Origin of the sequence: Streptosporangium sp. NBC_01469 (assembly GCF_036227305.1) — a bacterium.
GTDB lineage: Bacteria > Actinomycetota > Actinomycetes > Streptosporangiales > Streptosporangiaceae > Streptosporangium.
In genome coordinates, this window is sequence record NZ_CP109465.1 from 1,142,811 (window position 1) to 1,167,301 (window position 24,491).

The following is a 24,491-nucleotide window of genomic DNA, read 5'->3' on the forward strand; positions in this document are numbered from 1 at the left end:
CTCCATACAGGTGCCTTGGAGGCCGTTCCTACCGGTGTCATGGGATCGGCACGTCCGATCGCCCGCCGACGAGCCGGCCCACCTCGCCGCCCACCGGGGTGCCGGTCCTGGCGGCGAAGCTCGCCACGATCCGCTGGCAGTCGAGGATGTCGGCCCTCCCGGCGTCCAGCCCCGACCGGGGCTCGATTCCCTCGCGGACCATCGCGTGGAACGCCTCCAGCTGGGTCTCGAACGCCTCGGTCACGCTGCGGCGCAGCACCCTGCGCTCCGCGTCGCCGTCGAGGGAGGTGACGACCAGTTCCGTCGGCGCGTGCAGGAGGTACGGGGAGGGGAAGGTCAGTTCCACCGTGCCCCGGCCGTGCACCACCCGTACCGTCTCCCGGTAGGCCGGGAAGTCGGGCAGGTAGTGCCAGGAGAGGCCGAACCGGCCGCCACCGGCGAGGGTGCCCGTGGCGGAGATCGACGGGGGATGCTCGCCGAAGGACTTCCTGTCGCGCCCCACGTCCCGCCGGGCGTACCGGGAACTCTGCCGCCAGATGTCGGCGAAGTCCACGGTGGCGGGCGGCGAGCCGAAGCTCCTCATGATCGACAGGTCGTGCGCGAGGCTGCTGACCAGCGCGCCGCGGTAGGTGCGCCACAGCGCCTCGTCGGCGTCGCCCACCGCGGTACGCCACAGCGCGAGGTCCTCGGCGTCGGCCTCGGCCTGTACGTGCGGCGGTGGCGGTGCGGTCGGCCCGACCAGCCGGGTGAAGGCCAGCTGGGAGGCCCCGGTGGGATGCAGCACGCTCGCCTCGATGCTGCGGATGTCGTCGACGTCCTCCAGCAGGCTCGCCGCCTCGATGACCGCGGGGTCGTACTGCTTCATGTAGCCGAGCAGGATCGCCGGGTGCCCGAGGTCGGGTTCGGCGGCGATCAGGTCGTCCACCTCGGCCGTGGTGTAGGCGAGCGGCTTCTCACAGAACACCGGCAGCCGCCGGGCGAAGACGGCGCGGACCGCCGAGGTGTGCGATCCCCGGGAGAGGATCATCACGGCGTCGAGACCGCCCGCGTCGAGCAGGTCGTCGAGGTGGGAGAACCGCCGGGCTCTGGGGATGCCGTACCGCCGGCCCATGGCGTCGGTGACCTCGGGGGAGAGGTCACAGATGCCGGCGACGGTGTACAGCTCCGGCCGCTTCGCCAGAAGCGGCAGGTGGACCGCCTGGGCGACCGCACCGAGCCCGAGGATCCCCAGACGGATGGGTGAGGGGGACACGCCGTTGACCTTTCAGTTCGTCGTTTCGCCGGTCTGGAACCCACCGGTCCGGGATCCACCGATCCGGGACACGCTGCCCGGGGATCCACCGCTCAGGGATTCGCCGCTGAGGGATCCCCGGTCCAGAGACCCGCTGTCCAGAGACCCGCCGCTGTGGGATTCGCCGCCCAGGGACCCGCTGTCCTCGAACCCGAAGGGCATCCGCAGCGCGGACTTGACGTTGTCTCCCCGCTGCATCGCGGAGAACGCCTCCTCCCACTGCTCGATGGCGTAGACCCCGCCCAGGATCAGCTCCGGACGGAACTTGCCCTGGCTGAACAGGCGCAGCACGTTCTCCCAGGTGCTCCAGGTGTGCGAGTAGCACCCGTAGAGCGTCACGGCCTTCTTGACCAGCGGGTCCAGGGTGAAGCCGAGGGGCTGCGGCCCCCAGCCCACCTTCGCGATCGCCCCCGCGGGGCGGACGAGCTCCATGCTCTGCTTCAGTGCGGCGCTCACCCCGGTCGCGTCGACCACGAGGTCCGCGCCGAGCCCGTCGTGCAGCCGCGAGATCACCTCGGCCGGGTCCTGCCGGGAGATGTCGACGACGTGGTCGGCGCCGAGCCGCCTGGCCTTCTCCAGCCGATGGGTGTCGATCTCGGTGCCGAGCACGACCGTCGTGGCGGCACCGCGGAGGATCGCCATCTGGAGGGCGAGGATCCCGATCGTCCCGGCTCCCTGGACGACCACCAGGTCACCGGGGCTCACCGGCGCGCGCTCCACCACCGCGTTGTACGCGACCGCGTAGGGCTCGGTCATCGACGCGGTCTCGAAGCTGACGTTGTCCGGAATCCTGTGCAGCACGCGGGGCTCGGCCACCACGTACTCGGCCATCGCGCCGTCGCGCTTGAGGCCGTAGCCCTCGCGCCACGGGCACAGGTTGTAGCGTCCGCTGCGGCACAGGCCGCACACGCCGCAGATCGACGCGGCGGTCTCGCACACCACGCGGTCCCCGATGGACCAGCCGGTCACGCCGTCACCGACGGCGGCGATGACACCGGCGGACTCGTGCCCGAGGGTGATCGGCAACACGCCCTTGGAACTCTTGCTCTGCGTGTTGTGCCACATGTGGATGTCGGATCCGCACACGCCGACCGTGTGCACCCGGACGAGGACCGTTCCCGGCCCGGCCACCGGCTCGGGAACGTCACGCACCTCCAGCGCGCCGTCGGTGTCCGCGTACTTGACCAACGCTTTCAACAGCGTTCCTCCAGCTCGTAGTTTCCTCGACCGAGCGGGGGCTTCCGGAGCACTCGGGATGAGCTCCCAGGGTGCGGCGGGTGCAAGAAATGCTCGCTCCACACCAACAGTAGTTCAGAATCCGCTCAAAGTCTGTATGCTATCTCCCACACTTTGGTGCTAACGTATCGATTCACCTGCTGAGTCGGTGAGGAGCGGACGTGAGGATCGCAGCGTTCCCAAAGGGCTACCTCGAACAGATGGTGGTCCGGCGCACCAAGTCCGTCTTCGAGTGGATCGACGAGGCCCGCACGCTCGGTGTCGAGGGACTCGAACTCCACACCGGCTTCTTCTGGTCCACCGCCGAGGACGAGATCCGGCGGATCGGCGACGCTCTCGCGGACGCCGGATTCCAGATGCCGATGATGTGCGCCTCACCCGACTTCACCCACCCCGACCCCGACGTGCGCGCGCGGGAGATCGACCGTCAGGCCGAGTTCGTCCGCATCACCGCCGTGCTCGGCGGCCCGGGGGCCACCTGCCGCGTGCTCAGCGGGCAGGCCTACCCGCAGGTTCCCGTCGAGCAGGGCGTCCGGTGGGCGGCCGAGGCGATCGAGTCCCTCCTCCCGCTCGCCGCCGAGCTGGGCGTCACCCTCGCCATCGAGAACCACTACAAGGCCACCACCTGGACGTATCCGGAGCTGGCGCAGTCGCCCGACGTCTTCCTCTCGCTGGTCGACAGCATCACCGACCGCGTCAACTTCGGGGTGCAGTACGACCCCTCCAACGCGATCGTCGCGGGTGTCGACTCGGCCGAGTTCCTGCGACGCGTGGTCGACCGGGTGGTCACCATGCAGGCGTCCGACCGCTACCTTCAGGCCGGTACGACCCTGGAGGACCTGCGCCAGGCGGACGGCACCATCGGATACTCGCCCGCCCTGAAGCACGGCGTCATCGGGCAGGGGCTCAACGACTACGACCGCATCTTCCCGATCCTGGTGGAAGCCGGTTACGACGGCTGGATCAGCATCGAGGACGGGGTCAACGGCCTCGACGAGCTGCGCGCCTCGGCCGACTTCCTGCGTATGGCGCGCGACCGCTGGTTCGGCGGCTCGACGGCGGTCCGGGTGCGCAGCCACGACGTCGCCAGGAGCGCGGCCGGGCACAGCGGCTGAACCACCGGCCGTACACCGCCCGTCCCCGCGCGTACGACGGCCGAACCGTCGGGCCCGCGCCCGACGAGGAACACCCGAACCAGAGACGGGGAACACCCCGAAGCAGGAGGAACACGACATGAGCCCATCGATCCGAGGTCTGCGGCGATCCGATCTGACTCATGGCATCGTGCAGGTCTCGCTCGATCTGAAGACCCTCGACGACGCGCTGCGGATGGCCGCGATCGCGGTCGAGGCCGGTGCCGACTGGCTGGAGATCGGCACCCCGCTGGTGATGGCGGAGGGCCTCCGCGCCGTGCGCACCCTGCGCGCGGAGTATCCGGACCATCCGCTGGTGGCCGACCTGAAGGTCATGGACGGCGGCTACGGCGAGACCCGCATGTTCGCCGAGGCCGGCGCGGACGCCGTGGTCGTGATGGGCCGCGCCCACGACGCGACGGTACAGCGCGTCTGCGAGGCGGGCGAGGAGTTCGGCATCCTGGTGATGGGCGACGACATGGGAGCCGACGACCGGGTGGCCGAGGCGAAGCGGCTGGAGGACCTCGGGGTCGGCATGGTCATCCACCACATCGGCCACGACCACCGCAACATGCACCGGGAACTGAGGCTGTCCCCGCTCACGGACCTGCCCGGCATCGTCGCCGCGACGACCGTCCCGGTGCAGGCGGTCGGGGGGCTGTCCATCGAGCAGGCGGTCGGCTGCCCGGCCATCGGCGCGGGCGTCGTCGTCTTCGGCGCCCCCCTCGCCATCGACGACGAGACGTCGTTCACCATCCCGGAACGCGACCTGCCCCGGATCCTGGGGGACGCGATCGCCCGCGTGCACGCCACCCCGGTCGGGGCATGACCGACCGGGACGAACGCCAGGCCGGTCAGGGCATGACCGACCCGGACAAGCAACAAACCGGTCAGGGCATGACCGACCCGGACAAGCAACAAACCGGTCAGGGCATGACCGACCCGGACAAGCAACAAACCGGTCAGGGCATGACCGACCCGGACAAGCAACAGTCCGATGAGCGCGTGACCGCACGCCCGGCCCCCGGCCGGGCCTCTGGGACGAGCGGCCGGGACACCGGGACGAGCGGCCGGCACACCGGACACCCCGTCGCCTTCCTGCGCCTGCACCACGCCACCTTCACCATGCCGGTCGGCGAGGAGGGCCGTGCCCGCGCCTTCTACGGCGGCGTGCTCGGCATGACTGAGGTGCCGAAGCCGACGACCATGCGGCCGGTCGGCTGCTGGTTCGGCACCGGCGGCGTGGAGATCCACGGGTTGCCCGACGAGGACTTCCGGCCGAACCGGCTCGGCCACCCGGCGATCCTGGTCGACGACCTGGACGCGCTCGCCGCCCGGCTGGCCGGGCACGGCGTCGTCGTCGAGACCGACGACCGCTTCCCCGGACATCGCCGTTTCCACACCTACGACTGCTTCGGCAACCAGCTCGAATTCCTGCAGGCCGATCCCTGAGCGGAGCCGGCCCCAGGTGAAGGAGATCCCATGTCAACCCGCCCCGTAACGCTGTTCACCGCGCAGTGGGCAGACCTGCCCTTCGAGGAGGTGGCCCGGCTGGCCTCCGAGTGGGGGTTCGACGGCCTGGAGATCGCCTGCAAGTCACAGCACCTGGACGTGGACCGGGCGCTTGAGGACGAGGGCTATCTCGACTCCCGGCGGGAGATCCTGGACCGCTACGGGCTCGGCGTCTGGGCCCTGTCGAACCACGCCCAGGGCCAGGTCGTCTGCGACGACCCGCTCGACTTCCGCCACCAGTCGATCGTCGGCTCGCGCACCTGGGGAGACGGCGACCCGGACGGGGTCCGGGCCCGCGCCTCCGAGCAGGTCAAGAAGACCGCCATCCTGGCACGCAAGCTCGGCGCCTCGGTGGTCACCGGATTCACCGGGTCGAAGATCTGGCGGTACGTCGCGATGTACCCGCCGGTGTCCCAGGAGGTGATCGACGACGGCTACGCCGACTTCGCCGCCCGCTGGAACCCGATCATGGATGTCTTCGACGGGGAAGGGGTGCGGTTCGCCCTGGAGGTCCACCCGAGCGAGATCGCCTACGACTACTGGACGACGGCGCGGACCCTGGAGGCCATCGACCGCCGGGGCGCCTTCGGGATCAACTGGGATCCGAGCCACATGATGTGGCAGGACATCAACCCCGCCAACTTCATCGTCGACTTCGCCGACCGGATCTACCACGTCGACTGCAAGGACACCCGGATCCGCGCGAAGGACGGCCGGGTGGGCCGGCTCGGTTCCCACCTCCCCTGGGGAGACCCCCGGCGCGGCTGGGACTTCGTCTCCGCCGGCCACGGCGACGTCCCCTTCGAGGACGCCTTCCGCGCCCTGGAGTCGATCGGGTACGCCGGGCCGATATCCATCGAGTGGGAGGACGCGGGGATGAGCCGGATGCACGGAGCGCCGCGGGCGCTCGCGCTCGTGCGGTCGCTGCTCTGGGAGCAGCCCCACGCCCGCTTCGACACGGCCTTCACCCAGACCTGACGCGGCTGGGATCCCAGCCGGACCTGAGGCGCCGGGGGATCCCGCTCAGACCACGCCGGGATCCCGGCCAGACCCGACGCGCCGGGATCCCGCTCAAACCACGCCGGGATCCCATCCGGGCCCGACACGCCGGGGGATCCCGCTCAGGCCGCGCGGGGATCCCGCCCAGACCTGACGCGCTCTGGGATCCCCTGGGGCCGACGCGCGGAAAGAGGCGGAAGACGAAAAGGCATGGCCCCGGCCGGGACCATGCCTCCCGGCCGGGGCCACGCTTCGAGCGGCACCGGCTACGGTTTGAGAACCACCAGCTTGTGGTGCAGCAGCTCGTGGACCGCGTACCTGACGCCCTCGGTGCCCTGCCCGGAGTCCTTGACCCCGCCGTAGGGCATGTGGTCGGCGCGGTAGGACGGGGGCATGTTCACCAGCACGCTGCCCGCCTGCGCGCGAGCCGCGTACCGCATGGCCTCGCCGAGGTCGCCGGTGTAGATCGACGAGTTGAGCGCGTACATGGAGGAGTTCACGCCGCGGATCGCCTCGTCCAGGTCGTCGACGACGAGCACGCTCGCGACGGGGCCGAACGCCTCCTCGCAGACCAGCGCGCTGTCAGGATCGACCTCGGCCAGCAGGGTGGGCTCCAGCACCCCGCCGACCACCTCGCCGCCCGCGAGCAGCCGCGCGCCACCGGCCACCGCGGCGTCGATCGAGCGTTTCAGACCCGTCGTCGCCTCGGTGGTGACGAGCGGCCCGACCACGGTGGCGTCGTCCCGCGGGTCGCCGTAGCTCACCGCCCTGAACGCCTCGCCCAGCAGGGTGACGAACCGGTCGGCCACCTCGCGGGTCACGTACACCCGCTGCAGCGAGACGCAGGCCTGGCCCGAGTTGGCCAGGGCGGAGGTCACCGCGTCGGCGGCGGCGCGCTCCAGGTCGGCGTTGCCGGTGACGACCATGGCGGTGTTGGACCCCAGCTCCAGCACGTGCAGCTTGCGGGGTGACCTCGCCTTGAGATCCCAGCCCACCCGGCTCGACCCGGTGAAGCTGATCACCGCGACCCGGGGGTCGTCGATCCACGGCTCCACGACGTCGGCGGGCGTGCCCGTCACCAGGTTGAGCCATCCGGCGGGAAGGCCCGCCTCCGCGAACACCTCCACCAGCAGGCCCGCGACCAGCACCGCCTTGTCGGACGGCTTGAGCACCACGGCACATCCCGCCGCGAGTGCCGGCGCGACCTTGTGCAGCACCAGGTTGAGCGGGAAGTTGAACGGGGTGATGGCCGCGGCGATGCCACGTGCCTCGGGCACCGTCAGCGCGATGGTGCCCGCACCCGACTCAACGGCGTCCAGCGGGACGGTCTCACCGGTCAGCCGCCTGGTCTCCTCCGCCGCCCAGCCGAGCGTCTGCACCGCGCGGCCCACCTCGCCGCGCGCCGCGGTGATCGGCTTCCCGGTCTCCGCCGTGATGGATCGGGCGAACTCCTCGCCGCGCTCCTCGACGAGCCGCGCGGCGGTCGCCAGCACGCGGGCGCGTTCCGGCACGGGCAGCCCCCGCGCCATGGCCCGCTCGGCCGCGTCGACGGCACGGACGGCGTGCTCGCCCAGGCCCGCCGCGACCGTGCCGATCCGCTCACCCGTCCAGCGGTCCCGGACCGGACGCGATCCCGCGCCCTCGACCCAGGCCCCGTCGATGTACAGCAACTGGTCGCGACTCACCACGGTCCGGCTCCCGCCCGAGTGTCCGATGCCGACATGTTCCTCATGGTGCCGACTTCCAGCCGGATACCCGGTGCCGACGTGTTCGTCATCGTTCTGGCTCCCGCCCGCGTCTCCGGTGCCGACGCGTTCGTCACGGTCCCGGCTCCCGCCCGGCCACCCGGTGCCGACATGTTCCTCATCGTTCTAGCTCCCGTCCGGGTCCGCGGTGCCGGCGTGTTCCCCGGTCCTCGCGAGGTCCTCGATGTGCCCGCGCACCACCTCGGTGAACGCGGCCGTCGAGGCCTGCCCGCCCAGGTCGCGGGTGCGGGTCCCCCCCGCCAGCGCGGCCTCGAAGGCCGCCACCAGGTGCGCGGCGGCGGCGGGATGTCCCAGGGCGTCGAGCATCATCGCCCCGCTCCAGATCTGGCCGACGGGATTGGCCACGCCCTGCCCGGCGATGTCGGGTGCCGATCCGTGGACGGGTTCGAACATCGACGGGTGGCGGCCCTCGGGATTCAGGTTGGCGCTGGGCGCGACCCCGATGGATCCGGTGATCGCACCGGCCAGGTCGGAGAGGATGTCGCCGAACAGGTTGGACGCCACGATCACGTCGTACCGGCCGGGGTGCAGCACCAGGCTCGCGGCGAGCGCGTCGATGAGCTCGCTTCGCAGCTCGACCTCGGGGAAGTCGGCGAGCGCCTCCCTGACGACCTCGTCCCAGAACGGCATCGTGTGCACGATCCCGTTACTCTTGGTGGCCGAGGTGAGGCGCCCGCCCCGGCTCGCGGCGAGCCGCGCGGCGTACCGCGCCACCCGATCCACACCGCGCCGGGTGAACACCGACTCCTGCACCGCGAACTCCTCGGGCAGGCCGCGGTACATCCGCCCGCCGATCTCCGAGTACTCGCCCTCGTTGTTCTCGCGGACGACGACCAGGTCGATCGGGCCGGAGTCGGCGAGGGGGGAGCGCACACCCGGCAGGGTCTTCACCGGCCGGAGGTTGACGTACTGCTCGAAGCGGCGGCGGATCGGGATCAGCAGGCCCCACAGGGTCTCCACGTCCGGGATGTCCGGGACTCCGACCGCGCCCAGGAAGATGGCGTCATGCTCGGCCAGGACGTCCAGCCCGTCGACCGGAAGCATCCGGCCGTGGGCACGGTAGTGGTCGGAGCCCCAGCCCAGGTGGTGCCAGTCGAGGTCGAGCCCGTACAGACCGGCCACCAGGTCGAGGCAGTCGATGGCGGCCGGCATCACCTCCTGGCCGATGCCGTCGCCCGCGATGACCGCGACGCGATGACGGTTCACCCGGCCCACACCGCTCACGCCGCTCACGAGGCGGCGCCCGCGATGACCGCGACGCGGTGACGGCTCACAACACTCATACCGCCCACACCGCTCACGAGGCGGCGTCCGCGGCGGAGCCGAGGTCCTGCGGGGTGGCCGTCACCGTCACCACGTCCACGTCCTGCTGTTCGAGCACGTGCCTCTGGTTCTCGGAGATGCCGTCGTCGATGATGATCCGGTCGATGACCTCCCAGTCACAGATCTTCACCATCGCCGAGGCGTAGAACTTGGAGGAGTCCGCGAGCAGCACCACCCGCTCCGCGACCTCGATCAGCGCGCGCTTGGTGATGGCGTCGAAACCGTTGCCGCAGAAGGCGCCCCGCTCCCCGATGCCGCTCGCGGCGAGGAAGAACGTCTCCACCCTGAGGTTGGAGATGGCCGCGAGGGCGGCCGGTCCGTCGAAGGACAGCGACTCCGGGTGCAGCAGGCCGCCCAGGCACATCACCTCTGTGCCGGTACGGCCGATCAGGCTGGACACCACGGGGAAGGAGTGCGTGACGACCGTCACGTTGCGGTCCGGTGGCAGCAGTTCGGCCACCTGGTGGCCCGTCGTCCCGGCGTCGATGGCCACCACCGAGCCGATGCCCACCATGTCGATCGCCTTGAGGGCGATGGCCCGCTTGGCGTCGGCCATCTTCATGTCCCGCAGGCGGTAGTCGCTGCCCTCCATCTCCTGCTTGGACAGCGAGCCGACACCGCCGCGGAAGGCCCGTACCTTGCCCTGCTCGGCCAGCCGCAGCACGTCGCGCCGGATCGTCATCTCGGAGACGGCGAAGGCGTTCGACAGCTCCGTGATCGTGCAGTATCCCTGCTCCGAGATGAACTGCACCAGCCGCTCGCGGCGTTCCGGTGCCGAGGTGTACCTGAAGTTCTCCTCGGTCATCTCCGTACCCCCTCCGCTTCCACATCCGGCTCCGAAGCCCGCGGCCCCCTCGACCGCGAGGCCTCGGCCACGATGGTGGTCAGCGCGCGCAGCCTGTCCACCGACCGCCGGGACAACGCGCCGAGCGTGTCGGGGTCGGCGACGGTGTCCCCCCAGATGGCGCGTCCGGCGAGGAAGCCCTCGGCGCCGCCGAGGCACGCCTCCCGGACGCCCGGCGCGAAGTCGGGCTGGTTTACGCCGTTGGACAGCACCACCCAGGGGACGGGGACGATGTCAGACATGCGTTCGGCGTGCTCCCTGACGCGCGAGACGTCCCCGGGCAGGTAGCCGGGCATCTCCGCCTTGTAGATCGTCCCGCCGAGGGTCGAGACCTCGCGCGCCGCCTGGAGGATGGCCTCGTGGCGGGCGTCGGGGCCGTCCCACTCCCCGCCGGTCGCGGGCCGCACGATGGCCTCCACCAGGCTGGGCACCCCGGCGGCGCGGGCGACGTCCAGGAATGACAGGACCAGCCGTGTCCTCTCCTCCAGGCCCTCGTCCGGCCGCCAGATGACCAGGAGTTTCACCGCGGTGGCTCCGACCCGCCCGATGAACTCGGGGGTGACGGCGGGGTCGAGGGTCGTGGTGATCACCCCCTGTCCCCGTGGCTGGTCCAGGACGTCCGCGGCGAGGATCAGGCTCGTCGAAGGGGCGAGGCTGCCGGGCCGGGCGTCGGTGACCGCGTAGGGGCGGTCGAGCAGGACCGCGGAGACCAGTGGTGACAGCACCCGTGTCGCCATGTCTTTGAAACGGCGCAGCGAGTCGTCACCGACCTCGTCGCCGTCCACGAGCGGGAACATCTGGCGCAGTGACTCCCGTTGGTCCAGCGCGAGCATGGCGAAACCGCCCTCGGCCGATTTCAGCGGCGCCACCAGCTCGTCTATCGCTTGATCATCCGGGGCCACACGGTTCCCAGACATCTCTCTCCGTTCACCTGTATTCATCAATCCGCGATGCGGGTCGCATCGCGGATAGGTATTTTCCGGTCTCGGCGGCGTCGGGGATGCCGCTTCTGCCGTCGAGGGAACGACATGAAAGCGCCGCCACCACGTTGGCCCGCCAGGCCGCCTCCACCGGGGACATGCCCTCGACCAGCCCTGCCAGCAGGGCGCCGTGGAAGACGTCGCCCGCTCCCATGGTGGACAGCGGGTCGACGGTCACCGGCGGAACGTGCACGGCCCGGCCGTCCACGAGCACCTGGCATCCCTCGCCACCCGCGGTCGCCACCACCTGGCGGGCACCCGCCGCGGCGGCGGCCCGCAGGCTCCCGGGCACGTCCTCGGCCGGGAAGGCGTCACGCAACGAGCCGACGGTCGGCGCGTACAGTGCGACGTCTTCGAGGTCGAGCCCGGGGATCGGATTGCCGCCGTCGATACTCAGCGAGGCCACGTCCGTCTCGCCCCGCAGCGCGGTCCGCGCGCTGCGATATCCGGTCTGGTCGACGTGCAGCCACCGGGAGGCGCGTACCGGTACGGAACCGGGGTCGGGGGGCACCGAGGGCGACGTGACGATGGACCGGGAACCGGACGCGCGGGACACCACGATCATGCTCTGCGGCGTCCGTACGCCGGGGCGCGTCCGCAGCCAGCGGGTGTCGACCCCCTCCTCGTCCAGGAGCCGCCGGCTGAGCTCTCCGGCGGCGTCGTCGCCGACCACGCCGCAGAAGCCGACCGAGGCGCCCAGCCGGGCGAGGGTGACCGCCGCGGTCGCGGCGGGACCGCCCCCGGCGACCACGAAGGGCTCGCCGAGCACGCGGTCGTCTTCGGCGGGCATGCGCTCGACCATGGCGATCGTGTCGATGGTGACAACTCCGACGCAGATGACATCCAATGCCATTTCCCGCGCCCCTACTTTACCGCTCCGGCGGTGAGGCCGGAGACGAGATATCGCTGCAGAATCAGGAATCCGGCGACGATCGGCACGCTCACGACGAGGGCCGCGGCCATGACCTGGTTCCAGTAGACATTCGTTTCGGTGGCGTAGCTCTGCATGCCGACCGAGAGGGTACGGGTGGCGCTGTTGGTCAGCTGCGAGGCGAAAAGGATTTCCCCCCAGCCGGTCATGAAGGAATAGACGGCGACCGCGATGATGCCGGGCCGCGCGGCGGGCAGGATGACCCGGAAAAGCGCGCCGAGCGCCGTGGTGCCGTCCACCTTCGCGGCCTCGTCGAGGGCGCGCGGTATACCGTCCATATAGCTGGCCAGCATCCAGATGGAGAATGGCAGGGTGAACGTCAGGTAGGTGACGATCAGCCCGATCCTGGTCTGGTAGAGAAACGGGAGCCCGAGGCTTCTGTCGATGTTGACGAAAATGATGAACAACGGCAGCAGGAAGAGCACACCGGGAAACATCTGCGTCGACAGGACGACCCCGGAGAAGGCGCCCTTGCCGCGGAACCGGTAGCGCGAGATGGCGTACGACGCGAAGATCGCGATGACGACGCTGAACAGTGTCGCGATGCTGGTGACCAGCAGGCTGTTCACGAAGTAGTCGGCCAGCGGAACGGTCGACCACATGTCGATGAAGGGCTCGAACGTCAGGTTCGTCGGCCACCACTGGAAATCACCCTGCACGTCCCGCAGCGGTTTGAGTGACGAGGTGATCATCACATAGAGCGGGACGGCCGTGAACACGGCGAGGGGGACCAGCACCACCCAGCGGAAAACGCGGAACGACAGTTGCTCACGCATCGCGGTTCACTCTCCTGTTCCACAGGGCCCACAGACTGGCGACGACGACGAGGAAGAGCATCAGCAGTACCGACATAGCCGAACCCAGGCCGAAGTTCCAGGTGATGAACGAGCTCGAATAGATGTGCACGGTCAGCAGGTCCGCGGATTCCGGCGGAGTCGGCCCGAACAGCACGTACGGGGTGTTGAACTCGCGGAACGTCCACAGGAACAGCAGCAGTATCAGGACGGCGTTGATGGGACGCATCATGCGCAGCGTGATGTGGCGGACCTGCTGCCAGGTGCTCGCGCCGTCGATCGCGGCGGCCTGGTAAAGCTCCTCGGGAATCACCTGCATGCCGGCCATCGACATCAGGAACGCGAAGGGCCACTGCTGCCAGATCGACACCACGACGACCGAGACGAACGCGTTGCCGCCGATGAGCCAGAACGGCCGTTCGCTGGCGAGGTGCAGGCCGTCGACCAGCAACTGGTTGAGCAGCCCGTTGTCCCGCTGGAGGATGAACTTCCAGACGATGATGCCGGCGTAGGCGGGCAGCGCGTACGGGATGAGGAACAGGGTGCGCAGGAAACCGCGGCCGCGTCCCAGGCGGTGCAGCACGAGCGACGCCGACATCCCGAAGACGAACGAGATGCCGACGACGAGCACCGTGAAGCCGAGGGTGATCCCGAAGGACCGCAGCAGCTGCCACCCGAGCGGGCCGGAGAAGTCCAGCGCGACACCGTAGTTGCCCGCGCCGGTGAACGGCGCCGCCGACCAGTTGGCGATGTAGAGCTGGGTGAGCTGGAGGAAGCTCATGAAGATCCCGACGATCATCGGGATGACGTGGACGAGCAGTTCGAACGCGACAGCCGGGAGGATCAGCAGGTAGGGCGCGGCCTGCGTCCAGTTGAACCTTCTCCTGCGCTGCGGCTGGTCGGCGTCCGGCTCCTGCTCGCCCGGTGGCCCCTGTGCGGGCCTCCTGGGGAACGTCACTGCCATCTCGTTCTCCTCGGGTTGACATCGTCCCGGGTGCTGGGCTGACGTGGGACGATGTCAACCCGTGGTTCGGTGGGTTCTGTCGGTTATGCCGGTTGTGCCGGACGGGACCTAGCTGGCGCCCATCTTCTGCTGGGCCTGCTCCAGCGCGGCCTTGATGTCGGCGTCACCGATGGTGGCCCCGGTCGCCGCCTTCGCGATGAGCCCGACGACCTCGCCACCCACGTTGGCCTGGAAGGCCTGGATCCCCGGGACGAGCGGCAACGGCTTCGCCTGCTCGGCCAGGATCTTCGTGAAGGCGTCCAGCTTCTCCTGGTCCTCGGTGAACGCGGCCGACGCGCCCTTGACCGCGGGCTGGGTGGTGTACGCCTTGTTGAGGATCTGCTGCTCCTCGTCGCTGGTCATGAACTTCACGAACTGCAGCGCGGCGTCGAGGTGCTTGGTGTTCTTGAAGATGGAGAGGTTGGTCCCCGCGACGAAGCTTGAGATCTTGGTGCCGCTCGCGGGCGCCGGGATCGGCACGATGCCGTACTGGTCGGGCTCCATGCCGTTCTGCTTCAGGACGTTGATCCCGGAGGTCTGCGTCATGAGCATGGCCGCGTCGCCCCGGGCGAAGTCTCCGGCGGCCTGCGCGGCTTCGGTGTACTGCGCGGCGCTCGGGTTCACGACGTGGTGCTTGCTGATCAGGTCGACGTACTGCTTGACGCCGTTGATCATCCCCGGGGAGGTGAAGGACGGCTTGCCCGCCTGGTCGAAGGCCGAGCCGCCGTACTGCTCACTGAAGATGTAGGAGAAGTGCATGCTCACGTTGACGGTGCCGCCGGGGATGACGATGCCGTACTTCTTCTTCGCGGGGTCGGTCAGCTTCTGGGCGGTCGAGACCAGCTCCTCCCAGGTGGTGGGGGGCTGCAACCCGGCGTCGGCGAAGGTCTTCTTGTTGTAGTACAGCGCGTACACCTGGCTGTACAGCGGGATCGAGGTCGGGGCCGCGCCGGGCGGACCCGCCGTGGCGAAGGCGCTCTCGACGAAGCGGTCCTTACCGCCGATCTTCTGCAGCGCGGCGTCGTCGAAGGGGTGGAAGGCACCGGTCGACTGGAACGTCGTCGCGTTGGTGTTCCCGATGTTGAGGACATCGGGCCCCTGCCCGCTCACCGCCGCGGCGAGGGTGTTGTTGGTGAGGTCGCTCCACGGAACGACCTCCAGGTTGACCTTGATCCCGGTCTGCTGGGTGAACTTGGCCAACTCCGGCGTCAGAACCTCTTTGTCGTTCTCCAGGCTCGCGCCCTGGTTGCTCGCCCAGTACGTAAGTGTGACGGGGGCATCGCCGGAACCGGTCGCGCTGTCCGATTCGGAACTTCCGCCGGAGCAGGCGGTCAGGGCGACGGCAAGAAGTAGTGCGGAGACGCCAGCTGCGAGGGGTTGGGACTTCATCGCGCCGCTCCTGATGAGAAATGGCAAGCGGGGGGCTTACCTTGCCTTTGAGTGTTGCCATTTGAACATCAGGTTACAGTTGGTGTCAATAGAACATCTTTTGAGATCTATCGATCACTATCAGGTCGACTGATGGCCGTCCTGTGACAAGACGAGCACCTGTTGCGCGAAGCTGTCACGACCGGGAACACCGGACACGTGCCGGGACCAGGGCCGGGGCCGGAGGCCAGGTGGGAGCCGGGTGGGAGCCGGGAGGGAGCCGGGAGTCGCGAACGGGACCGGACGTCGCGGCCGGAACCGGGGATCACGGCCGGGATCGCGGGGCACGGCCGGAACCGGGAGGCGCGGGCACGGCGCGCGGAGGTTTCGCTCCCCTCACGCGTGCCCCGCGCGCGAAAGTGAGAAAGGCCGTGGCCGTGGCGGGGTCACGACGGCGGATCGACGCGGATCGACTTCGCCCGGCCATGACGCCACCGAGGTGGGCGAAACCCGGCCTATGTCCGTAAATCCGGGGGCCGTGAATCCGGGGGCCGGGGCCAGGGGTCGTGAATCCGGGGGCCGGGGCCAGGGGTCGTGAATCCGGGGGCCGGGGCCGGGAGCCGGGGGAAACCAGCGGAACGGTCAGAGCCGCCCGACGACGCCGAGGATGCCGGGCTTGGTGAAGTCGACCGTGACGTCCTCGTCGTATTCGGGCCGCCACGCCTCCACCGGGACGACACCCGGTTCCAGCAGATCCATTCCGCTCAGCAGTTCGGCCAGCTGTTCCGGGCCCCGCGAGGTGAGCGCCCCCGCGCTGGTCGAACGGTAGACCTTCTGCCCGGCCTCGCGCACCTCCGCGCTGACCTCGGCCTCGAAGGCGTGCGTGATGACCAGGTGGCCGCCCGGGACGAGCCGTTGGCGGATCTCGGACATGATGCGGGCGACCAGGACGTCGTCGGGGATGAAGTGCAGCATCGAGACCATCAACACGGCGACGGGCCGGGTGAAGTCGATGGCACTCTCGACCTGCGGGTGTGTCAGGAGCTTCTCGGGTTCCCGCATGTCGGCCTGGACGACCGAGGTGAAGGCGTTGTCCTCCAGGAGCGCGCGGCCGTGCACCAGGACGATGGGATCGTTGTCGACGTAGACGACCCGGCTCTCCGGCGCGACGCGCTGGGCGACCTGGTGCACGTTGTCCCGCGTCGGCAACCCCGACCCGATGTCGAGGAACTGCCGCACGCCCTGACGCGCGAGGAGCTCGACGGCCCGCGACAGGAACGCCCGGTTGTCCCGGGCCATTTCCCTGATGCCGGGCACTATCCGGATGAACTGTTCGGCGGCCTCGCGGTCGGAGGCGAAGTTGTCCTTGCCCCCGAGGTAGTAGTCGTACATTCGAGCGACGCTCGGAATGCTCGGATCAATACCCGCAGGAACAGCCTCTTGTTCGGTCATGCCCTCGCCCCGTCCCTCGTCTTCGGGAAATGATATGAGGGGCCCGCAAGATCGTGGATCTTTATCGGTGGATATGTCCCCGGTCACGGTCGCGGCCGTACTCCCACGATCCTCCTGAGGTTTCGCGACAGGTTTCGCGACACACCTCGGGAAGATCGCGGGAGCATGGGCGGACCCGGCGCCCTCGCCGGCCAAGGTCAGTGAACCGGCGGCGGGGTTCCGGCGGCCGTCAGACCTCCTCCGCCGCCGAAGCACCCGCGGCGACGATCCGAGACGGCCGGCTCACGACGGGGTAAGCGTGATCGCCTGGGCCGGGCAGATGCGGGCGGCCTCACGAACGTCCTCCCGTAGCCCCGGTTCCGGACTGTCTCGCAGGAGTACGACGACGCCATCCGCGTCGCGCTGGGCGAACACCCCGGGTGAGCCGAGTACGCACTGCCCGGAGCCGGCGCACGCGTCCTCGTCGACGGTGACCTTCACGCGCTTTCTCCTTTCACGATTCACCAGGTGACGGGCAGTTCCCGCACCCCGTAGAAGATCGCGTTGTGTTTGAACGTCAGTTGTTCCAGCGGTGTGGCCAGGGCCAGTGTGGGGATGCGCCGGTAGAGGGTGCCGTAGACGACCTGCAGTTCCACCCGGGCCAGTGGCTGGCCCAGGCACACGTGGGCGCCGTAGCCGAAGGCGACATGGTGGCGGGCCTTGCGGTGGACGTCGAGAACGTCGGGGTCGGGGAAGGCTGAAGGATCCCGGTTCGCGACGCTTTTCACGCCGATGATGCCTTCGCCCTCGCGGATGAGCCGGCCACCGATCTCAAGGTCCTCGCGCGCGACGCGGCGGGCTTCGGTGTGGGTGATGGAGAGGTAGCGCAGGAGTTCCTCAACCGCGTTGGCCACCAGTGCGGGGTCGCCGCTGTCGCGAACCTCGCTCAGCTGGTCCGGGTGTGCCAGCAGCGCGGCCGTACCCAGTGCGATCATGACCGCGGTGGTGTCGTGCCCTGCGACCAGGAGCAGCTGACCCATCGTGGCGATCTCACGCCGGGTCATCCCGCCGGTCCGGTACTGCTCGACGGCCAGCCTGCTGAACACGTCGTCGCCCGGCTCGGCGTTCTTCCTGTCCACCAGTTCTTCCAAGTAGGCGTTCAGTTCCTCGCTGGCGGCCATGGCCTGTGCGGGGTCGGGCTCGTCCATGACGAGCGCACTGGCCACCCGGTGGAAGAAGGCCTGGTCGGCATAGGGCACACCCAGCAGCTCGCAGATCACCAGTGAGGGAACCGGCAGCGCGAACGCCTCCACCAGGTCGACCGGATTGGGGCCGGCGAGCATCTCGTCCACGAGGTCGTCGACGATCTGCTGGATCCGGGGCCGCAACGCCTCCATCCTTTTGATCATGAAGTCCGAGGTCAGCAGCCGCCGCTGGGCTGTGTGCTCCGGCGCGTCCATCTGCATCAGCGTCTTCATGTGCGCGTCGCGTGCCTTGCTCACCGCGTTGGTGTGCGGGAAGCCGGGTTGCGCGACGTCGACGCTGACGCGCGGATCGGTGAGCAGCGCGCGCACATCCGCGTAGCGGGTGACCATCCACGGGGTAGTGCCGTCCCACAGCCTCACTCGCGAGACCGGCGCCTCCTTCATCCTCCGGCTCAGCTCCGGCGGCGGGTCGAAAGGGCAACCCGTCGCACGAGCCATCGGAAACATCGGCGTCTCCGACAGGTCATCGGTCATGAAATCTCCTCACATCGAATGCGGTCGTCAGGTGATTGCGGGCGTTCGCCGAACAGGCGCTGGAAAACCCGGGTCGAGCGTTTCCCCCGGAATGACTGGCATGATCGCGACCTGCCCGGGGTCGGTCGCGAGCCCCGCCTCAGCGGGTGCGGCCGGACGGCTCGGACGGCTCGGACGGCTCGGACGGCTCGGACGAGGAGGGCTCGGACGAGGAGGGCCCCGGTCGGCTCGAACGAGTCGCGGCGCGGGCGGTGACGATCCCGATCGCGCAGATGATCGCGAATCCAAACAGCAGGTATCGGGCCGAGTCGAGCATCGACCGTCCGCCCAGGTTGACCAGGACTCCGGCGACCGCCGTGCCGAACGCGGTCGACATCGTCGTCACGGTGGCGATCGCCGCGGCCGCCTGCCTTCCTTCCTCCGGGTCCGGGGTGCTGGCCATCGCGGCCACGGACAGGTGCGGGTAGGCGATACCGATGCCCGAACCGGCGACGAACAGCACCGGCACCCAGATGGCCACCAGCCAGATCGGCACGCTCTCGCGCTGTAGCAGCCCCTGAGCGAGGAAGCCGAGCGCGAGCAGCACCGGGCCGATGGCGATCAACCGCCGCACCGTGCGTTCCCTGACCGCCGATGAGCTGCCGATCTGGGTCACCGACCACCCGAGGGAGATGACCGCGCCGAAGAAGCCGGCGGCGACCGGGGGCAGACCGGCCAGTCGCTGACCGAACAGCGGGAGGAACGACTCGGCCGCGACGCCGAAGGCCAGCAGCCCGAGCGTCAGGTAGACCCACTTCAGTGGTGAACCCGCCCGATAGGTCGTGCGCGGGAACACCCGCAGTTCGCTGCGCCGCTCATGGAGGACGAATCCGACGACCAGCAGCAGCGCCACCACGATGCCGGCCGCCCTCGTCATCGCGCCGGGCAGGACTCCCGCCACGCTGACGGCCAAGGTGGCGGCCGTGACCAGCATCAGCGACACGATCGGGATCGGCGCCCGCGCGTCGCTCCGTTCGCTGCGGGGCAGCACGCGGGGAACGACCGCGCCGCAGGCCACCGCGATCACCGCCATCAGCACGAACGCCAGGCGCCAAGAGCCGAACTGGGCGAACAGGCCGCCGAGTGCCGGGCCGACGAAGTTTCCGATGCCGTACATCGCCGACATCAACGCGTTGCCGCGTGTCCAGAGCCGGCGCGGCAGGGCCGATCGGATAACGGCGAACCCCAGCCCGGACAGCAACCCGGCACCGAGTCCCTGGACTCCACGGCCGACCAGCAACATCGGCATCGTCATGCTCGCCGCACAGGCCAGTGAGCCCACCATGAACACGGCGAAGCCGAGAAGGTAGGCGCCGACGTTCCCCCACCGGGAGAGGAACCGGCTGACGAGCATCGTCGCGATCACCGTGGCGACGAGGTAGATCGTCATGCTCCACGCGTAGAAACTCGCGCCGCCGATGTCGGCCACCACGGTGGGCAACATGCTCGATGCCAGATAGATGTTGACCGCGCCGACGAGCACCCCACCGGCCATCACGATCACGGCTCCGAGATGTTCCGGGCCCAGGAGCTCCCGCCAGGAGGCTGGGGCGGGGGTCACGCGGTCACCTCCGTCGGGTGGGTGGTGCACGGGATCGTGGTGTGCCCCGTCCTGGACGGCCGTGGGGCCAGGACCTCGCCCCGGCGAACGCGCGGATCCGCCCCGTTCGGCGCATCGGCCGAGCCGTGTCGCATGCGTAGGCCGCGGGGCCGGACGGCAGATCCCGCTCCGGGTGACTTGTCGTCGTCGGTATTCATGTCTTCAAGACTTACGTTGAAGCGTTCCCGGAGACTTTTCCTCGCCCACGGCCGACGGTCCAGGGCCGACGGGCGGGCAACCCTCAAACGGCCGTCGAACCTTTCCGTGATGGGCCGCGGCGGAGATCCGGCGTCGGCGAAGAAGACGTTCCGCTCTCCCGATCGGGATCCCGGTGCGCGGAGGGTCCGTCCGGCGGCATCGCCGTGCGGAGCGGGTCCGTCCAATGGGAAGACCGTCATAATCCGGGCCGGTTCATTCCCTTTCCTGATCTTCATCTCTGGCCTGTGGCAGAATGTGATGGATGCGTTTCCATGCTGACCTGCACATTCACTCGAAATATGCTCGGGCCTGCAGCAGAGACAGCGACCTGGAGCACCTGACATGGTGGGCACGGCGCAAGGGCGTCGCGCTGATGGGCACCGGCGATTTCACACATCCGACGTGGTTCGAGCACTTACGCGAGAACCTCGTACCCGCGGAGCCGGGGCTGTTCCGGCTGCGTGAGGAGATCGACCTGGAGGCCCTCGGACCGCCGCCCGCCGGTGTGGTCCCCGGCCAGGTGCGGTTCATGCTGTCCACGGAGATCTCCACGATCTACCGGCGCGGCGAACGCACCCGCAAGATCCACCACCTGGTCTACATGCCGGGCTTCGACGAGGCCGCGGCGTTCAACGCCAGGCTCGACCGGATCGGTAACCTGAGCGCGGACGGGCGGCCCATCCTCGGCCTGGACTCCCGCGCCCTGCTGGAGATCGCCCTGAGCAGCGGCGACGGCGCCTATCTGGTACCCGCCCACGTCTGGACGCCGTGGTTCGGCGTCTTCGGTTCGAAGTCCGGGTTCGACACGATCGAGGAGTGCTACGGCGAGCTCTCCGAGCACATCTTCGCGCTGGAGACCGGGCTGTCCAGCGACCCGGCCATGAACTGGCGGGTCTCCGCCCTCGACCGTTACCGGCTGGTCAGCCACTCCGACGCCCACTCGCCGCCCATGGTCGGCCGCGAGACCACGGTGTTCGAGACCGACCTCGACTACTTCGCCGTCCTGCGAGCGCTCCAGACCGGGACCGGGTACGCGGGAACGACCGAGTTCTTCCCCGAGGAGGGCAAGTACCACGTCGACGGGCACCGCGGGTGCGACATCCGGATGGGCCCCGAGGAGACGCGCGGGCGTGACGGGATCTGTCCCGTGTGCGGGAAGCCGCTCACGGTGGGCGTGCTGAGCCGGGTCCAGGATCTGGCCGACCGGCCTGACGGTTTCCGGCCGGAGGGCGTCGCGGGCTTTCGCAGCCTCGTACCGCTGCCGGAGATCGTGGGCGAGATCCTCGGCGTGGGGTCGAAGAGCAAGAAGGTCCTCAAGGAGGTCGACAGGCTCACCGCCGTCCTGGGTCCCGAGCTGGGGATCCTGGAGGACGTGCCGGTCGACGACATCGCGGCCCACTCACCGCCGCTCGCGGAGGCCGTCGAACGGCTGCGCCGCGGCGAGGTGATCCGGGAACCCGGGTACGACGGCACGTACGGCGTGATCCGGCTCTTCGAACCAGGCGAGCTGGAGCGCACGGGCGAGGAAACCACCCCGACACTTTTCTAGCCCCCGCTTCCAGGCCCGTTTTTCAGACCCCGGTTCCGAGCCCAGCTTTCAGGCCCCGCTTCCAGGCCCCGGTTCCGAGCCCCGCTTCCAGGTCCCGTCGACCGCGGCCTCCCGGGCTCCGTTCGCGCGGCCTTCCGGGACTCCGTTCACCGAAGCGCGCTCATCCTGGCGAGGGCGGCGGCGAAGAAGGACCGCGGGGCCTGCGCGGCCACGACGAACGTGTCCGCCGCGGTGTCCACGTCGGTGAGGCGGGGCATCAGGGCGACGCTCAACCCGGCTTCCCCCAGCCTCCGCAGCTGGACCTCGCCGGTGGTCGGCTCCGACATCGGGACGCCGAGCAGAAGGCCGGGGTCGGGAACGCGCAGCCCGAGCAGCCAGAACCCGCCGTCCGCCGCCGGGCCGAACACCGCGTCGTAGGCGCTGAGCATGGACAGGGCATAGGCCAACATGTCCGGGGTGACCTGCGGGGTGTCCGTACCGATCAGCACGACGGGCACGGGCAGGAGCCGGTGGGCGTCGTCGAAGGCCGCGGCGAGCCGCTCGTCCGGCCCGTCCCCACGCTGCGGCAACACCGTGAACCCGTGGGGAAGCCAGGGACCCGGAGCACCGTCGAGCGCGAGCACGCGCCGGGCGACCGGGACGCGGGCGACCGCGCGCAACGTGTCCTCAAGGGCGGCGGCGGCCAGCGCGGCGGCCTCACGCGCGGTGAAGGGCGGGATCAGCCCGGTCTTGACCTCCCCGGGCACCGGTTCCTTGGCGAGCACCACGACCTGTCCCCCGGGCGGCCCGCCCTGGGACGGTACGCGCCGCGACGGCTCACCCCAGGCTCGCCGGCTCCTGGACGCGTCGCCATGAAGTATTTCGTCCTGGGAAAGCTCATCCCGGGTGTGAGGAAACGGACCGGCGCCGTACCGCCCGTTCCCGGCGCGGCTCATGCGTCCGCTCGATCGGCCATGACCCGGCGTATCAGGGCCGCCTCTCCGTCCGGGCGGGGCGGCACCACGTCGATCTTCATCGTTCGACGCTAAGGCCACCGGGCTGGATCGCCCCCGAGGGATGACGACGTGCTTCCAAGAAATGACCAGTTCGGGCCTGCGCCGAGAGAGTGACCTGAGCCACGGCTGGTGCCATCATCTGAGCACGGCCTCGCTCGGGCTGTGTACCACCATCTGGTTGACCGGTGATCGACGATTGTTTCTTCCGGAAACAAAGCCCTTTGTTCCAAGTGAATTCCAGAAGCTCGCCGGATATTTACCGACTGCGGGTATTTCCCCTAATGTCGGCGATCATGAAGATTCGAATGATCATGGCAGCGGCCGGCGCGTCCGTCCTGCTGCTCTCCGGTACGGCCACCGCCGCCGCCGCATATCCGATCGAGAACGCCTCCGTCCTGACCAACAACGATCTCTACGGCGCCGGAAAGCTGCCCGACGCGGCATGTGCCAAGAGACCTCCCAAGGGCAAGACCACGGCCTCGGTCTCCAAGCACGTCAAGGCGATCGTCGCGTGTCTGGAGACGACCTGGGGTTCCTACCTCAAGGAGGCCAACCTGCCGTACGTGCCGGTCCAGTTCGACCTGAAGGACAGGATCGAGGACCCGTGCACCCATGAGGCGCGCTATCCCAAGTCGGACGTCTCCTACTGCGGCGGCCGGGCCTGGTTCGACGTGCAGATCCGCCCGGACTGGACCAAGTCCTCCAGCGACCTCGACATCTTCGCCAAGCTGAGCGCCGCGTACGGCCACCACGTGATGAACATGGTCGACATCGCGGAGGGGAACGCCGCGCTGCACTACGACACGAGACCCGAGGCCGCCGAGCAGTATCGCCGCTACGGCATGCAGTCGAAGTGCCTGGCCGGGGTGACCGCGAAGAGCGTCTGGTCCACCCTGGGCTACCCGGCCAAGGACCTGGGCCGCATGCTGAACCTGATGAGGACAGACGGCGACACCAAGGGCAAGGAAAGCCTGTACGGCAAGGGCTCCACCCTGGTCTCCTGGGCGAAGCGGGGCTACGCCTCCGGAAACCCGAAGTCGTGCAACACCTGGACCGCCTCCTCCGGCAAGGTCCTGTAACCCGGCCGGAGAGGCTCGCGCGAAAACCCGTCCGCGAATCGTGACCGGGGCCCGGTCCCGCAGTCCGCGATCCGTCCACCGGCGAAGAGGGATTCCGCCGGTGAACGCCCTCACGGGCGAGCCCCCGGCGCCGGACTCGGGGCCAGGCTCGGGACCGGGCTCGGTTTCAGGCCCGGACTCGGTTTCAGGCCCGGACTCGGTTTCAGGCCCGGGATCGAGCTCGGGACCGGGATCGAGCTCGGGACCGGGTTCAGGGCCCGGCTCGGGGTCGACCTCTCGTTCGGGGCCTGAAACGCTCCGGCTCGGGCCCGGGGTCAGGTACGGGCCTGAAACCTAGCCCGGCTACCAGCACTCGACGAACTGCCGCGAACTGCTCTGGGAGGACTGGTAGCTCTCGTAACCGGGCCCCCAGCTCCAGGTCTCCGTGGTGTCGCCGTGCTTGACGGTGGTCCTCCCGGTGGACAGATACCCGTCCATCGAGGGGGGCTGGGGCGGAATGAGAGCTGCGGACGCGACCGGCGCGGCGAGCGTCACCACGGAGGCGACGAGGACGACGATGGCGATACAGCGGGCAACGGACATGGGTTCTCCCATGACGTGCGGATGATTCGACGGAGATATCACCTTTTTTCCGGAAAGCCGAACCACGTCGATCCTCAAGACTCACACCGAGCCCCATTC

Annotated in this window: 22 protein-coding genes; 6 read left to right on the plus strand and 16 right to left on the minus strand. The window is 69.3% G+C overall.

Features of this window, described 5'->3' with window-relative positions; translation table 11 throughout:
* Positions 1–37: 37 nt before the first annotated feature.
* Both OG587_RS05160 and OG587_RS05165 read right to left on the minus strand, forming a co-directional pair.
* On the minus strand, positions 38–1,252 hold the full coding sequence (locus OG587_RS05160; RefSeq protein WP_329087362.1) for a Gfo/Idh/MocA family protein: 1,215 nt from the start codon (positions 1,250–1,252) through the stop codon (positions 38–40).
* A 12-nt stretch (positions 1,253–1,264) separates the two neighbouring features.
* Positions 1,265–2,488 carry a zinc-binding dehydrogenase gene (locus tag OG587_RS05165; protein WP_329087365.1) on the minus strand — a complete coding sequence of 408 codons (1,224 nt, stop codon included), beginning with the start codon at positions 2,486–2,488 and terminating at the stop codon, positions 1,265–1,267.
* 200 nt (positions 2,489–2,688) lie between these two features.
* Between OG587_RS05165 and OG587_RS05170 the strand changes: the two genes are divergently transcribed.
* From OG587_RS05170 to OG587_RS05185, 4 genes are all read left to right on the plus strand, one after another.
* Positions 2,689–3,642 (plus strand): sugar phosphate isomerase/epimerase family protein, encoded by a 954-nt coding sequence (locus OG587_RS05170; RefSeq protein WP_329087367.1) that lies wholly within the window; start codon positions 2,689–2,691, stop codon positions 3,640–3,642.
* 118 nt (positions 3,643–3,760) lie between these two features.
* Entirely contained in the window at positions 3,761–4,489 is a 729-nt protein-coding gene (locus OG587_RS05175; RefSeq protein WP_329087369.1) for an orotidine 5'-phosphate decarboxylase / HUMPS family protein, read from the plus strand.
* Entirely contained in the window at positions 4,486–5,112 is a 627-nt protein-coding gene (locus OG587_RS05180; RefSeq protein WP_329087371.1) for a VOC family protein, read from the plus strand. Before OG587_RS05175 ends, OG587_RS05180 begins: the two co-directional genes overlap by 4 nt.
* A 30-nt stretch (positions 5,113–5,142) precedes the next feature.
* On the plus strand, positions 5,143–6,150 hold the full coding sequence (locus OG587_RS05185; protein ID WP_329087373.1) for a sugar phosphate isomerase/epimerase family protein: 1,008 nt from the start codon (positions 5,143–5,145) through the stop codon (positions 6,148–6,150).
* Positions 6,151–6,437: 287 nt separating this feature from the next.
* Here the strand turns inward: OG587_RS05185 and OG587_RS05190 are convergent, their stop codons facing one another.
* The 12 genes from OG587_RS05190 to OG587_RS05245 form a co-directional block, all read right to left on the minus strand.
* Positions 6,438–7,859, minus strand: coding sequence for an aldehyde dehydrogenase family protein (locus tag OG587_RS05190; RefSeq protein ID WP_329087375.1), 1,422 nt, complete (start codon positions 7,857–7,859; stop codon positions 6,438–6,440).
* A gap of 183 nt (positions 7,860–8,042) precedes the next feature.
* Positions 8,043–9,143 (minus strand): tartrate dehydrogenase, encoded by a 1,101-nt coding sequence (locus OG587_RS05195; protein ID WP_329093742.1) that lies wholly within the window; start codon positions 9,141–9,143, stop codon positions 8,043–8,045.
* A gap of 91 nt (positions 9,144–9,234) precedes the next feature.
* Positions 9,235–10,065, minus strand: coding sequence for a DeoR/GlpR family DNA-binding transcription regulator (locus OG587_RS05200; RefSeq protein WP_329087377.1), 831 nt, complete (start codon positions 10,063–10,065; stop codon positions 9,235–9,237).
* Positions 10,062–11,021, minus strand: a complete 960-nt coding sequence (locus OG587_RS05205; RefSeq protein WP_329087379.1) for a hypothetical protein — start codon at positions 11,019–11,021, stop codon at positions 10,062–10,064. The genes OG587_RS05200 and OG587_RS05205 overlap by 4 nt, the downstream gene beginning before the upstream one ends.
* A 10-nt stretch (positions 11,022–11,031) precedes the next feature.
* Positions 11,032–11,937: a carbohydrate kinase family protein gene (locus OG587_RS05210; RefSeq protein ID WP_329087381.1), complete on the minus strand. Its 906-nt coding sequence runs from the start codon at positions 11,935–11,937 to the stop codon at positions 11,032–11,034.
* 11 nt (positions 11,938–11,948) lie between these two features.
* On the minus strand, positions 11,949–12,791 hold the full coding sequence (locus tag OG587_RS05215; RefSeq protein ID WP_329087382.1) for a carbohydrate ABC transporter permease: 843 nt from the start codon (positions 12,789–12,791) through the stop codon (positions 11,949–11,951).
* Positions 12,784–13,773 (minus strand): carbohydrate ABC transporter permease, encoded by a 990-nt coding sequence (locus OG587_RS05220; RefSeq protein ID WP_329087384.1) that lies wholly within the window; start codon positions 13,771–13,773, stop codon positions 12,784–12,786. The genes OG587_RS05215 and OG587_RS05220 overlap by 8 nt, the downstream gene beginning before the upstream one ends.
* A 108-nt stretch (positions 13,774–13,881) precedes the next feature.
* Positions 13,882–15,201, minus strand: coding sequence for an ABC transporter substrate-binding protein (locus OG587_RS05225; protein WP_329087386.1), 1,320 nt, complete (start codon positions 15,199–15,201; stop codon positions 13,882–13,884).
* Between the two features lie 621 nt (positions 15,202–15,822).
* The gene (locus tag OG587_RS05230; protein ID WP_329087388.1) at positions 15,823–16,632 is read right to left on the minus strand and encodes an SAM-dependent methyltransferase; all 810 of its coding nucleotides are present in this window, start codon (positions 16,630–16,632) and stop codon (positions 15,823–15,825) included.
* Between the two features lie 282 nt (positions 16,633–16,914).
* On the minus strand, positions 16,915–17,112 hold the full coding sequence (locus OG587_RS05235; RefSeq protein WP_329087390.1) for a ferredoxin: 198 nt from the start codon (positions 17,110–17,112) through the stop codon (positions 16,915–16,917).
* 20 nt (positions 17,113–17,132) lie between these two features.
* Positions 17,133–18,350: a cytochrome P450 gene (locus tag OG587_RS05240; RefSeq protein WP_329087391.1), complete on the minus strand. Its 1,218-nt coding sequence runs from the start codon at positions 18,348–18,350 to the stop codon at positions 17,133–17,135.
* A 139-nt stretch (positions 18,351–18,489) separates the two neighbouring features.
* The gene (locus OG587_RS05245; protein WP_329087393.1) at positions 18,490–19,950 is read right to left on the minus strand and encodes an MFS transporter; all 1,461 of its coding nucleotides are present in this window, start codon (positions 19,948–19,950) and stop codon (positions 18,490–18,492) included.
* A gap of 499 nt (positions 19,951–20,449) precedes the next feature.
* Here OG587_RS05245 and OG587_RS05250 point away from each other — a divergent pair, with 499 nt between their 5' ends.
* Positions 20,450–21,736, plus strand: a complete 1,287-nt coding sequence (locus tag OG587_RS05250) for an endonuclease Q family protein (RefSeq protein WP_329087395.1) — start codon at positions 20,450–20,452, stop codon at positions 21,734–21,736.
* A 146-nt stretch (positions 21,737–21,882) separates the two neighbouring features.
* On the opposite strand, the gene OG587_RS05255 is transcribed toward OG587_RS05250, so the two are convergent.
* Positions 21,883–22,503, minus strand: a complete 621-nt coding sequence (locus tag OG587_RS05255; protein ID WP_329087397.1) for a TIGR04282 family arsenosugar biosynthesis glycosyltransferase — start codon at positions 22,501–22,503, stop codon at positions 21,883–21,885.
* Between the two features lie 521 nt (positions 22,504–23,024).
* Between OG587_RS05255 and OG587_RS05260 the strand changes: the two genes are divergently transcribed.
* Entirely contained in the window at positions 23,025–23,810 is a 786-nt protein-coding gene (locus OG587_RS05260) for a neutral zinc metallopeptidase (protein ID WP_329087399.1), read from the plus strand.
* 342 nt (positions 23,811–24,152) lie between these two features.
* On the opposite strand, the gene OG587_RS05265 is transcribed toward OG587_RS05260, so the two are convergent.
* Entirely contained in the window at positions 24,153–24,392 is a 240-nt protein-coding gene (locus OG587_RS05265; protein ID WP_329087400.1) for a hypothetical protein, read from the minus strand.
* Positions 24,393–24,491: the final 99 nt, after the last annotated feature.